The 13,119-nt window shown below is 46.4% G+C and carries 11 protein-coding genes; 4 read left to right on the forward strand and 7 right to left on the reverse strand.

Going from position 1 to position 13,119, the window contains the following annotated elements; all coding sequences use genetic code 11:
* Positions 1-312 precede the first annotated feature (312 nt).
* Genes AC4PM4_RS13480 through AC4PM4_RS13490 form a run of 3 tightly spaced genes read left to right on the forward strand, consistent with a single transcriptional unit; the run spans position 313 to position 2,272 of the window.
* Positions 313-963 (forward strand): hypothetical protein, encoded by a 651-nt coding sequence (locus AC4PM4_RS13480; protein ID WP_488731493.1) that lies wholly within the window; start codon positions 313-315, stop codon positions 961-963.
* 34 nt (positions 964-997) lie between these two features.
* Complete coding sequence (locus AC4PM4_RS13485) at positions 998-1,555, forward strand: DUF1697 domain-containing protein (protein WP_491613814.1); 558 nt, start codon at positions 998-1,000, stop codon at positions 1,553-1,555.
* Between the two features lie 60 nt (positions 1,556-1,615).
* Positions 1,616-2,272 carry a hypothetical protein gene (locus AC4PM4_RS13490; protein ID WP_491613815.1) on the forward strand — a complete coding sequence of 219 codons (657 nt, stop codon included), beginning with the start codon at positions 1,616-1,618 and terminating at the stop codon, positions 2,270-2,272.
* Between the two features lie 5 nt (positions 2,273-2,277).
* Here the strand turns inward: AC4PM4_RS13490 and AC4PM4_RS13495 are convergent, their stop codons facing one another.
* From AC4PM4_RS13495 to AC4PM4_RS13510, 4 genes are all read right to left on the reverse strand, one after another.
* Entirely contained in the window at positions 2,278-3,465 is a 1,188-nt protein-coding gene (locus AC4PM4_RS13495) for an MFS transporter (protein WP_491613816.1), read from the reverse strand.
* A gap of 110 nt (positions 3,466-3,575) precedes the next feature.
* Positions 3,576-4,532, reverse strand: a complete 957-nt coding sequence (locus AC4PM4_RS13500; protein WP_063565397.1) for a helix-turn-helix transcriptional regulator — start codon at positions 4,530-4,532, stop codon at positions 3,576-3,578.
* 260 nt (positions 4,533-4,792) lie between these two features.
* The gene (locus tag AC4PM4_RS13505; protein WP_491613818.1) at positions 4,793-6,427 is read right to left on the reverse strand and encodes a carboxylesterase/lipase family protein; all 1,635 of its coding nucleotides are present in this window, start codon (positions 6,425-6,427) and stop codon (positions 4,793-4,795) included.
* A gap of 170 nt (positions 6,428-6,597) precedes the next feature.
* Complete coding sequence (locus AC4PM4_RS13510) at positions 6,598-7,854, reverse strand: amidohydrolase (RefSeq protein ID WP_491613819.1); 1,257 nt, start codon at positions 7,852-7,854, stop codon at positions 6,598-6,600.
* A 362-nt stretch (positions 7,855-8,216) separates the two neighbouring features.
* Here AC4PM4_RS13510 and AC4PM4_RS13515 point away from each other — a divergent pair, with 362 nt between their 5' ends.
* Positions 8,217-8,582 (forward strand): VOC family protein, encoded by a 366-nt coding sequence (locus AC4PM4_RS13515; RefSeq protein ID WP_491613820.1) that lies wholly within the window; start codon positions 8,217-8,219, stop codon positions 8,580-8,582.
* 129 nt (positions 8,583-8,711) lie between these two features.
* Here the strand turns inward: AC4PM4_RS13515 and AC4PM4_RS13520 are convergent, their stop codons facing one another.
* The 3 genes from AC4PM4_RS13520 to AC4PM4_RS13530 all read right to left on the reverse strand — a co-directional run bounded on the left by AC4PM4_RS13520 (position 8,712) and on the right by AC4PM4_RS13530 (position 13,027).
* Positions 8,712-9,935, reverse strand: coding sequence for a GNAT family N-acetyltransferase (locus tag AC4PM4_RS13520; protein ID WP_491613821.1), 1,224 nt, complete (start codon positions 9,933-9,935; stop codon positions 8,712-8,714).
* A 256-nt stretch (positions 9,936-10,191) separates the two neighbouring features.
* Positions 10,192-11,673, reverse strand: coding sequence for a methyl-accepting chemotaxis protein (locus AC4PM4_RS13525; protein ID WP_090953601.1), 1,482 nt, complete (start codon positions 11,671-11,673; stop codon positions 10,192-10,194).
* A gap of 310 nt (positions 11,674-11,983) precedes the next feature.
* Positions 11,984-13,027, reverse strand: coding sequence for a pectate lyase family protein (locus AC4PM4_RS13530; RefSeq protein WP_491613822.1), 1,044 nt, complete (start codon positions 13,025-13,027; stop codon positions 11,984-11,986).
* Between the last annotated feature and the right edge of the window lie 92 nt (positions 13,028-13,119).

Here is a 13,119-nt window from a genome sequence, read left to right on the forward strand (position 1 = left end):
TGTTGGTCTACTACTTAATATGGTCCGTAAAATGCAAAAAAACCCAAACATCAATATGAGCTGGACAGAGTCCACGCATATCGACATTCAGGTTTTGCCTGCCAAAGCAGTAACAATCCTCATTTGAGAAAAAGTATAACACTTTTCTGGTTTAATGTAAACGCATTCAATATTACTATATAAATTGAACTAAAGAATATTTATATAACCAGAGGGTGTAAGCTTTTCCCATTTTGATATATGCTTATGCTTATGACTATGAATGAATGTAACTGTTTGAAAATAGCCTAACACCAGGAGGGATCAGACACCTTGGAACAGCTGAATGCTGCCCTAATCCGTTTTGTGGAGCAGCAAGATTTATATAATAAAGCTTATGGACTTTTCAAAAATCATGATCTGCGTCCTCGTGAACAACAACACCAGCTGCAAGTGGACGAACGAATCCCGCTCTCTCCAGAGCTCCAATATCTGTACATCCACTACGAGATGATGGATGAACAGGCCAAGGGCACACTCAAAATGAAAAATGCAGCCGTCGAGATCGGTGATGCAGCTCTAATCTCCTTTGTTGCACCTGAACATCTCCATCGTCAGCAACTAGGTCACCGCTGGATCGGAATGAACGAACCTTATGAGGAGTCAGCCTCTTGGCAAAAAAATCATGTCGTCATTGCGAATTTTAACGATGATCCGATAATTGTAGATACAGCAGCACCGAACTCTCCTGTATATGCTGCTTTTGCAGGTGAAGAACCTCAGCTTATTGCCGATTCATTAACAGTGTTTTTTAATGCACTGGCCATCCTGATTGAAGCTGCACGGGCCTATGCTGGGGAATTGAAGGACGAGGAAACTTATGAAACCAAACCCGAATATCTGGAGCATGTCGAACCTATATTGAATGATTTACTGGGAGAAGAGCATACTGCACATTTATTCGAGTATTTGTCATTTTGTTGAAATTAAAGGATCACAAGATACGGAGGGTTGAATCATGATTTATGTTGCTTTGCTTCGGGGCATTAATGTGGGCGGGAATAATAAAATCAATATGAAGCAGTTAAAAGGAACGTTTGAGCAAGCGGGCTTGCTGGACGTGGTGACGTATATCAACTCAGGCAATATTATCTTTGTCGATCATCAGGAACGCGTGGATGCGAATACGGAATTATCCCAGATTCTTGAACAAGCCATAGCTGTCGATTTTGGCTTACAGATCAAGGTGATGGTACGTAATCTGGATGAAGTTCGAACTGTTATTCAGGGACTACCGGAGGACTGGACGAATGATGCCACGGCCAAAAGTGATGTCATGTTCCTCTGGGATGAAGTGAATGATGTTTCAGTTTTGGACAAACTGCCCATCAAACCGGAAATCGACACATTGCTATATGTTCCCGGAGCCATTTTATATTCCGTCAATAAAGAACTTGTCACCAAAAGTGGTATGAACAAGCTCATAGGCTCCAAGGTCTACAAATATATGACGGTCCGGAACGTGAACACGACCCGCCAGATATACAAGCTGATGCAGGCTGCGGCTGAGAGATGATCAAGGCCAAGTGAAGTGTCTTGCCAGTTTTCAAAGCTTATGTATATCGGAGGGGATTGCATGAATCAGGAGCGGACATGGAACGTTAGCATAAAATCTGTGAAGCGGGAGGACTTTTATTTTGCCCCGAATACGGCTTGGCAGGTGAAGGTACCAGCTTACCGAGTGCACTTCAATTCAGATTGCGAATTAAGGCTGCATGCTCAAGATCAGATTTTGATAACTGTTGGTGAGGTTGGAACAGCAGGCTGGTCCGCATTTATTGGAACGGCAATCAAATGCGGACCTGATTCGATCCTGCTGTACACAAGCCCCCAGTATGAGTCACGATTGATGGAAGCCTGGCAGTTTGAAATGATCTTCTCACCACTCAATTCCATAGAAGGTGCCCAGAACGTGATCGATACGTTGGGGTTCTTCCCACCCTTTCACTACGATGAACTAACCAATGTGAAGCTGCAAAACGCAGATCAAGGCGATAAGTTTGAAAATCTGTCCCTGACGATTACGCATACTTCCACAGACGGGTTGGAACAGCCCCTCGACTTTAATTTTGAAGACGTCCAGTTTAAGGACATCTCTCCCGCCGAGGAAAGCAATGTCTGCTTGCAGCTCAGCTTCGCTTACGAGGGTGAACAGATTGGCGTGCAACTGGACGCGATAACCGGATTCGCAGCGAGATTTCTATGCCGCAAAGTTGTGGTTCAGTTAGGCTAGTAACATTACCCGGCAACGGAATGGGTTTGAGTTTTTCTCGATCCCAACATGACTGCACCCATGACTAGAACCAACAGAGCTACCAGCATGAATGGAATATGTTTATCCACCTGATACAACGTTGTTGTGAGTAAAGGGGTAATCACGGCAGATATGCCCTGAATCGCTGCAACCAATCCGGCTGCGCCGCCCTGTTGTTCTTTGCTGACCGAAAGAGAAGCTCCTGCCATGAAACCAGGCATCATGAGACCCGAGCCCATGCCGAACAGGAAGAATGAGAGATAATAGATGACCAATTGACTGGAGATCAAAAACAAAACCATGCTTGCGAGCAGAAAAAGGGACCCGAGCAAAATCATCGGCCGCGGCTGCCATTTCAACCACTTCATCTGGATCACCTGCATGATCAGCATCGCAGCCCCGGAGAACATCAGTCCGAACGAAACCATTCGGGCTGTAGCCCCTGGAGATAATGCGAGTTGATCCTGAAAATAAAATCCACCTACAACCTGTACCGTCATAATGCCAATCATCGTAACCAACCCGGCAGCAAGATACATACGCAAACCGCGTTGGAGCGGGTTAACCTTGGGCGCTTTCTCCTGAATGACCGGCTTGGCAGCAGGAATGAGCAACAAAGCAATGATAAACGCCGCAACCGCAATAAAAATACCAAAATAAAGCGGCCACAACAGACCGATTATGGTAAAAGCACCTGCAATCGCAGGGCCAAATACAAGTCCCAGCCCATTGGCGGCACTAATAATCGCCATCCCGCTTCCCCGTTCTTCTCCTTCCGTCACATCTCCCATATATGCCTGTGAAGAGGATAGCACTGCCGGAATGAACATACCAATCAAGCTCCGCGTTACAATCAGAAGGGTTAACAAAAGTCCCCCTCCGATCCACGCATTTAATCCACTATACATCGCCAATGCAAACAACGCACAACTTATGGACATGCCTATGAATCCAATCAATATGATTGGTTTTCTGCCTTTCAGATCACTGAATCTGCCCCATACCGGACCCATCACAGCCATGGCGATGGACCCGAGTGAAATAATTAGCCCGGAATGACTTTCTTTCATCCCCAGCTCACGAATAAGTGGCGGCATAATGGGAGCAATAAGCATAAGACCCAACATGGCTGCAAATACGCTAAAAAAGATACTTCCTCTGATTCTGTTCACGCTCATACACTCCTTTATTTTTCAGTACAGTATCCACTGTACCTGGAGTATACAAGGCTGAGAGAATCTCGACTGCCTCCATACGGAACAATTAACGGTTAGACGGATTATTAATATATTTTTTTCATTTCCGATGGCTTCACGCCGAATTTGCGATAGAATTGCTGGGAAAATGCACTGATGTTACTGTAACCAACCGCTATCGCTGCCTCAGTGACGTTATTCTCTTGACTGCGCAGCAATTTCATGGCGTTGTCGAGACGAATCTGGCGCAAATATTCAAATACGGTAGTGCCGAACAGCGCCTTAAAGCCTTTTTTCAATTTAAAATCATTCAGACCCACCTGTTTGGACAACGCCAGCAGGGATGGAGGGTCCACCATACTTGCCTCCATAATCTCCCGGGCGGTATGCAGCTTCCTTATATCCTCTCTGGAAAATCCCGAAGGAATAGGAGCCAGATCAAACAGCTGAATCATAAACCGATTCAATATCTCCAATGCGGTCGCTTCCATCATTAAGGAAGATCTATAGGGGTTGTTCAATTCCCCAATCAGACTTTCAATCATCGTTCGAATTCTGTGATCCAGCTGAAATATGATGGGTTTGAACACACAATGTCCCAAAATGTCCTGAAAACGAATGGACTGGCTCGTTGCCAATTGTGCGCCAGCATAATTGAACAACGAGATCGGAATTCCGATGGCAAAAGAAGTATAGTTCTCCTGCGCAGGCGGATGGAACCAGGCTTCAAAATCACGCATCATGATGAGTGCTCCCTGTCCAGTGGGCAGCGTATATTGCTGACCGGATATGTCTACATAGCGCGCACCTGACAAGGCAAATTGCAGCTCAATGATGGGAATATTCGATGCAAAGAACGTAGAGCATGGTTCACTATAATTAATCTGAGAATACACAATTTCGATACCACTATACGTGGTTACTCTTTTTATATTGCCACTGCCCGCTTTAGCAGAGAGCAGGTACGTATTTTCATCTTGCTGACTGAATGGTTCCTGCGTTAAATAATGTTGGTATACAACGGCTAACGAATCGAAACCCATGTGTTCTCACCTCGTCTATAACTTGATCTTAACTCCAGAAAGAGATTTGTCTAATTGAGAATAATTCTCAATAATTCTACCTCAATTTTTGCTTTTAGACCAGCCCCATGACGAAATTACTACACTTCATACCGAAAAAATCCAGAATCCGCCTGTAGAAATGGAATCTTCACATTGAAGAATGAGGAGATACGCCCGCAACTAAAAAAGGACACTAGAGCTCATTCTCTCGTGTCCTTTCGCATGACTTAATCCCGTCCTTATTCCCAGAAAAAACGTCCGGCAAATACCTTCTTCGTCAGCAACTTGTATGTTTCCTCTGGCAATTCTTTTTTCATCTTCGCCATCACGGCGTCCTTGCCTACATTATAATGCGTAGACATGCCGATCTCCGCTGTCGTATCGGTTGCGTCCAGATGCATAATTGGTGCTTTGGCATCTTTTGTCCAAGGTGTCCATTCGGCCAATTCCGATGATCCACCACAACCCGGGTTGTCTGTATAGAGGAACTGCTTCAGATAAGCTGCCATCGCGGAAGACAATGCCTCACGGCCTGGTTTGTTCTGTTCACTAAAATAACCTTCAGGGAAAAGAGCGGCAACGCCGTCTGCGTGTCCTGTGTAAAAGTCCATATCCGCGCCATGCGGTGCGCCCAGCAATGTTTGCAGCCTTTCGGAAATGACCCCAGGCTTTGTGCCCCATGCAAAACGATAGGCGTATACAGGTGGCTGTCCCGCTTCACTTGTCAGGCGCTCGGCTACCCGCTCCGCATTGAAGCCTGCATAAGCCTCACTGCCATATTTCAGAGCTGCGGCATACTGTTCGGCCTTGGTTTCATCTGTAAACAGAGTTTCATCATGAAATGAGGGTACAAAGTATGGATCACCGAAAGCAAAGCTGGAAAACTCAGTTTCCAAACTGCCCAGCAGAACAGGAACTTGTGCATAATTACCGCTGTTGATGGCATCGAATCCCTCTTTCGGAATGACTGTACCGTCACGGAACAAATGTGGGAATGGCTGCATACGAATCGCCGTTGAACCATATACAGTGACCAGCTTGTCAGCAGGCAACTCACGCAAATAGCTGGCCAGCTGTGCCTGAGACTGCTTGCCGATCCATGTTCCCGCATGTTCAATAGAGGTCACTTTACCCACTTGCACGAGCAATTTCACAAATGCATCCTCGGATTTTTGTTCGCCTTCCTCCGGTGCAGCCGTGGTCAGACCACCACTGAAAGCAGCTAATTTCTGAAATAGCCCTTTGCTTAGCGGTGAGATTAACGCTGCCAGAACATTACGTGCTCCTGCCGACTGCCCGGCCAACGTAACATTGCCTGTATCTCCGCCAAAGCCCTCGATATTATCCTGTACCCACTGCAGTGCACGGAATGCATCAAGTAAGCCATAGTTGCCCGAATCATCAAGGGGATTTCCGGTTTTCAATGCAGCATTTTGAAAGAATCCAAGAGCTCCCAAACGATAGTTCACCGATATGATAATGCTGTTCGTGTTACGCGCAAGTTGTTCACCTTGAAAATCCTTGCCTGATCCGGTCATATTCCCGCCGCCGTGCAGAAACACCATAACCGGAAGCTTCGAACTGGTTGTATTTGGACGCCAAATATTGAGATACAGTGAGTCTTCACTTCCGGCTATCGTTTCACCGGATAACTGTAAGCTGCACGCAGCAAATTCCTTGGCGGTTCGAGTCCCTGTCCATGCATCCGGTTCACGCGGTGCTTTCCAGCGTAATTCACCTACCGGAGGTGCTGCATAAGGAACACCTAACCAGCCGAGCGTACCGTATTGTTCATAGGTTTTTCCATCAATGGCTCCATATTTCGTCTGCTGCAATGTTTGAGGTTTGAACCCCTGATCTTGTTTATGTTTCATCCAACTCTGCTCCAAGGTTCCACCGCCATTGAGCTGTGCCTGCAAAGCTTATGCAGTCGCTTCAGCCAACTGGCGATTGGTACGTTCGCTCTTGCTCCTGCCTTGAAGCGCGTTCACCTCCTTAACCGATATGTAAGTGAAAGCCTCTCCTTGGTTGTAGTTATATCTTTCTAGAGCGTTCGTGCCAATCTCTCCAGCAGTTCCACCGCAGGAGCTAGCACTGCTTCATCAATATCGAATTCCGGATGGTGATGCGGAGCAGGCAGCTCGCTGCCAATAATCATATACGTTGCTTTCCCACCTTGTTCCTGTACACGCCTAATCATGTAACTGGCATCCTCACTTCCGAGTGAAGCACCATCCGAAATAGCCTCCGCATGGGTAAATCCTGCGATGCCTTCACTTTGCTGTACAGCAATCTCTGCAAGCTCCATATCACAGTGAATAGGGACTGCACCGCCAATGACTTCAACCGTAGAGCTTAACTCATGCATCGCCGCGCTGTGCTCGATGATCTGACGCACCCGTCGCTCCAGCTCACGATTCGTTTCTTCTGTCGTTGAACGGGTTTCAATCACCATCCGTGCGTGCTCGGGAATAATATTGGCCCCTGTTCCGCCTTCAAGAATACCCACATTAATGCGTGTATCTGCCGTGCTAAACCGAGGCAACGCATGAATATTAAGGAGTGCTGTAGAGGCTCCCAGCAAAGCATTCCGTCCTTCCTCCGGTGTAGCTCCGGCATGAGAAGACACACCTGTAAAATGGGCTTCCAGCTTGGTCGTTGCCAGGAATCCAGCAGACGCCCCTCTGACATGACCGGATGGCACACCTGTACCCAGATGTATGCAGAACAGACGGTCCACCTGTTCCAGCATGCCTTTTTCGACCATGGCATACGCACCACGCACACCTTCTTCAGCAGGCTGGAACAGCAGACGGATCTTCCCGGCGAACTTTCGGTTACTCAAACGTTCTGCAAGTGCAAGCCCAATGGCTGTATGTCCATCGTGCGCGCAAGCGTGCATAATGCCTTCATGACTGGAGCGAAATTTCCCCGCTTGTGGTATATGTTTGTCTGACTTGCTCTCACGGATCGGAAGTGCATCCATATCGAAACGGAACGCCGTTGTTGGCCCTTCCATTTCTCCTTGTAACTCAGCGACAACCGCCGTAAATCCCCCTCGCATCTGCTGCACAATCGCTGAATCTGCCCCTTCATCGATGGCACGCTGATATGCATCTTCCAACACTTCAGGGTTTGGCAGACCTCGCCGCGATGTGTCATCAATCGCATCTTTTCCATAGGCCACATGGTAACCCAGTTCCGTTAACATCTGCACGACTTTGGTAGCCGTACGAAATTCGGTGAATCCCAGCTCGGGATGTTCGTGAAGGTCTCGTCGAAGCGCAATAATATCAATCATGGTCACTCACCTCTCTCATCAAGCTCTCTATTTCATCATACATACACCTTTACACTACGAATTCTATATTATGGGTCGCTAATCCTGTTTCGCGTTACTTCTACACACATGCTTCACGCCCATAATGGGGACCCTTCGTGTCACAGGATGCGATTGATCTGATTCAATAAAAAAGTTGCCCGCTCATTGAACGGCACTCTTAACCAAACTGCCCAAGAATATTCTTGGGCAGTTTTTCGATTTCACTTTTAAGTGCAACTTCTATAGGCAAAGGTAACGTGGTATGGTAGGCCCACGCACAAGCTTATCGTATAATAAGCATAACGTTGATGAATATGGCGCAAAAAAAGGAGAAGCTCATGATGTTGATTAGACTAAATTGGATCACACTGCGGGTACACGATCTGGAAGCATCGCTCCGCTTCTACCACGATTTGCTCGGGCTGCCGATTCAGCGCAGATTCGAAAGCCGTGGACGGCAGATCGCCATGCTCGGACCAGAAAATGAAACGAAGCTGGAACTGATTGAGGGCAGCGAAACCACACTCAAGCCAGAGGCCGGTGTTTCGATCGGCTATGAGGTAAGGTCGCTGGACGAAGCCATGGAGCAACTCGCCGCATTAGGCATCCCGATTGTACGAGGCCCCGTCCAGCCCAATCCGCATCTGAGGTTTATTTACATTACCGACCCAGATGGCTTCGAAGTGCAGTTGGCCGAACATGTATGATTAAGGCGCAATTATTTTTGAGGCGAATCTAAATAAGTGTACGTTTCACGATGACTGACCTGTTGTGTGTGGAGCCAAACCTACACGCGCACCCCACATAGGACGGCGTCAGCGCGCTGTTGTGCAAGTTTACAGCTTCATCCGACGCATCAGCGGCACACCTACTCGATTCAAAAGCCGTTCAAGCAGCAGCCAGCACCAGCGTCTGCTCATTGGCAAATGGCGCTCATACACGGCAGAATACTCGAAATCCGACACAGCGCCACGGTTGCGTTTGAACTGCGCAGCACCAGCACTCTCATGCAACAGATGACCGTTCTCACGGGCCTGTCCAATCAGGCAAGCTGATAGCATACGGTACAGTCCGATAGACTGGGGTAGCGCCGTATCGTAACCGAATAACGGCGTTGTCATCACCCCATTCCGACAGAAGTATCCCATAATCGCATCTATACGCCCTTCCTTTCGCAGACCATACAAGGTCAGTGTTCCCGAAGCTTTTGCTGTCGCAATGAACTGTTCACTGAATTGCGGATTATCATAAGAGTATTTTTCGAGGTATAGCAGCCTATACAGCTCCGCAATTCGCGGAATATCTTCCTCCGTCAAATTCGATCCGGAAACGAATTCATATCCGTGCTTGGTCAACAATTCGTAATCCCGCTTCAGCAGCCAGCGCGACTTCGCATTGCCGAAATTCGGATCATTCGCCTGGTATAGATAGATTTGCCGGCTCGGAATTAGTTGACAGCCTGCTTGCTTCAGTTCTCCCGTCAGATCGGAGTGAAGCCCTGGGCACAAGGAGCGAAATATGACGGCATGCTCAGGATAACGTTCCCTTACTGCTGCAAGCAGACAAACAGCCTGCTCTCCGGACATGGCTGGATACAGGTTTGTTGATAACAGCCAATTGTTGATATGTACAACCTTGTTTATTTGTGATTGCCGCATTCCCCACCCCACCACACTAAGCAGCGCGAAAAGCCCCTTTTCCAGCAACGGTTTCCGAAGCATCGTCAACTCCTGCTTGGCATACCTCACATAATGCGTATAAGGTGAACAAACGTAAGAATTTTCATACTCTGCATCATTTACCGTCAACGGAAGCACTAGATCGTCAATTCGAGCAATGAGTAAGGTTGTGTTTACATTTATAATGAAGTCCCGCGTCCCTTGTAACATCATGGGTTCCAAATACGCTCTTGCATCTCTACCATCCTCGGTGTTAGGCCAGTCCATATCTTGGAGCGAATTCAGATCATAGAAACGAACGCGACTATCGCGTCTTTCATTCTTCGCTGGATCTGTAAGATCGCGGCTATCCGTCTTCTTTTCCATTAGTGCATTCTTCACGTTCTGCTCCCCCAATTACCCAAACTTCCTGCCATCAATTGTTTTTTTACAAATTCCTATTCCTCCCATTATAATGGGCCTGGATGAGCATCCACAATTGTTTCGTTAAAAACGGGCGGAGAGATAAGCTATCTAAAAACAAAAAAAGCCTGCCCCCACATCATGGTTGGAGACAGGCTCAGTAACTGAACTTCGAATATAAAATTGGTGTAATCAGGTGACTCCGATGCAGTAGGCTAGCTTCAGCCTAAGTATTTTACAGCGTACCCGTTGCAGAACCTACTTCGTTCTTATCGGATACCAACTCGTTCAGGTCCACAATCAGTTGCTCCAGTTCTCCGAAGCTGTCCACCATCTTCTCGGTCAGGTTGCGCTGTTCCTCCATACTGGCAAGAATTTCTTCCGTAGCAGCACTCGATTCCTGAGTCACACTTGAAATTTCTGAAACCTCATTAACCACTTTCGTAGAGGATTCCCTCATGGTGACTGAACTACTCTCGATATCTGCGGCCTGATTCAATACTTGCTGAGAATTGCTGTTGATCGTACGGAAAACTTCTTCTGCCGTTTGCACACTGTCTTTTCCTGCTTCCAAAGCGAGTCGAATACGCCCAAACCGATCCGTCAACGCCTGTGTCTGTCCTCTCAAACGGGACAAAATAGCAGCAATATCACTGGCCGAATGGCCGGAGTGTTCTGCCAGCTTGCGAACTTCCTCCGAAACGACTGCAAACCCACGTCCATGTTCACCTGCACGGGCTGCTTCAATCGCTGCATTGAGCGCAAGCAGATTCGTCTGGTTCGCAATATCCAAGATGCTGTTCAGCATTAGCGACATGGACTCACTTTCCTCGTTAAACTTACTCATATCATCGGCTGTGGTATTAATCGTTTCATACAGCTCCTGCATCTGAACATTCAGTTGATCCATCTGCGCACTGCCTGTTTCCGTGCTCGTTGCCATGCTGGCTGACAGTTCTTTCATCTGAAGTGAGTAGGAAGCAACATCGCGGATATGCTGATCCGACAAGGACAAGGACTCTGAAATTTCAGCCACACTGGTGGCCTGGAATTCAACCCCTTTGGCCACCTCGCTGAATCCAAGCGTTACTTCATGGGTAATGGAGCCGGTGTCGGTTACTTTTTGCTTCAGTTGATCCGTATAACGAGATAGGCCCTCTACAGATTCTTTGACCCTTACAAGCATTGTTTCCACTCTCATTTTGGAATGCTCTACTTCTTGCCAACGCGCTTCGCTATCCCAAAAGAGTCTTTGATTCAACTGGGAAACCAGCATCAGAATGGCTCCCGTAAGCGCAAACAATCCTACATCAACAATATGGCCAATAAATTCCTCGGAGCTCTTTGTCTCCACCAGAACGACCTGAATAATACTGATGATAAACAACACGAAAAATCCGGTAGTGAACAGTTTCTTGTCTGGATAGAGCAACAATACTGAAGTGATGACCAGACTTAAAGTGATGTTAACACTTCCCCAGCCTGCATAGACTCCACAAACCGTAATCAGGAGTGTACAAAGCCACGGGATCACATGAATATACTTCTTTTTGATATTGGCGTACGTTACCCAACCGGTGAATAAAATAGCTACCCCACTCGAAACAAGCAGCTTGGGTTCCAGAAAGGCCATACCAAAACCGATGGCAACAATAACCCACAGGATGATACAGATCAGCTTGTTCCTTTTCCAGATGATTTCGTCATAACGATTCATGAATTTCCCGTCCTTTTTATCAATTAAATACGATGGTGAAACATTTCTGTACTATCTTTTATCAGTCTTTGGTCCTTGCTTATGAATAAATCGCAAAGTCCTAGGGCTTTGTTATAGTACATTAGGTCTTCATAAACATGAAAACACACTTAATGTATATCGGAATTTTATTATAAATTTTTAATATATGAAGGAATATAATATGTACTTATATTTCAGGAATTTTATTTGGTTTTCTCCATAGTAAAAAAATAGTAAAAACCCGCATCAGGGATACGGGCTTTCACATGTTAAGAAGATCAGCTACCTTTTATTTCCCGAACACAAGTGTGTTGTTAGACGAACCTGAATACTTGGTGACAAACTCGCGGGCATAACTGGCTGTCTGTACTTCATAGCTGTAGTTGGAGCTCGGTCTCCAACTCGTTTGAGGAGAGGATGGACTGCTTAACGCAGGTGTGCTGCCTGTATCCGTAAATTCTCCGTTTCCTTTATCATCCAGAATGCCGCCTTTTTCAGCGCCTGCACCGAAATAATTGTTTTCAGAATATATGCGTGCTTTCTCGCCAATGGTAATGGCCTGGTTAAAATTGTTGGCGTAATTGTTTTTGATATGGAAATAACCGTATCTCATGAGACCAGGACCACGTACATATAGGTTTTCAAAATAGTTATTTGCCATCGTTACATGAGGTACACCATTATAGCTGCTGTTGCCATCATTCGGATATCCAAGAATAATTCCGTATTTGTGGTTTGCAAATTTGGAATTGCTGATCGTAATATAATCTGCGCGATCCCCAATGTACAGGAGCTTGTCCAGATCACTTCCGCTCGGGCTGTAGCTATGGCCGGAGAACGTCACGTGATCAATCCAGTAGTTGGAGCCTGAAGTAATATACATCTGGATATCGTCGTTAGCATTAATATTGGAAGCGTGTTCAAAAGTCAGATTCTGAAAAATGACATTGCTTGAGCTGGACGTCGATCTGAAATGAATGTTCGTCAGTGTGTGTTTATCAAAGGAGCCTACCAACGTTTTGTTCGATCCAAATTCGACTTTCTGCAACGTAGAGGAAGAAATATTTTGTTCAATAACCAGTATTTTAGCTGTTGTGCCTGCCATATGTGTTCGCAGATCGTTCAGATTGCTGATGTAGATGACCTGACCGTTCTTACCACCTGTCGTAGCTGATTTGGATACACCACTCTCATTTTTGGCGTTACCGGCAAAACCTGTTAAACCATTCGTGCCTGTGTTGGGATAACTGGCCGCACCATATGTAGCGGGTGCCGTGGAGACCGTCAACAATAACAGTGTTACAGCGAGTAAAAGAATCGAAAATTTCTTCAAAATTTCACCATCCTTTATAATTTTATCCTGAAATACAAGTTGATTATATCGTGTAACATCAGATGTGACAATACAAAAATTGCAATTTAACC

It is taken from the genome of Paenibacillus sp. MDV22-iso6, assembly GCF_058408365.1.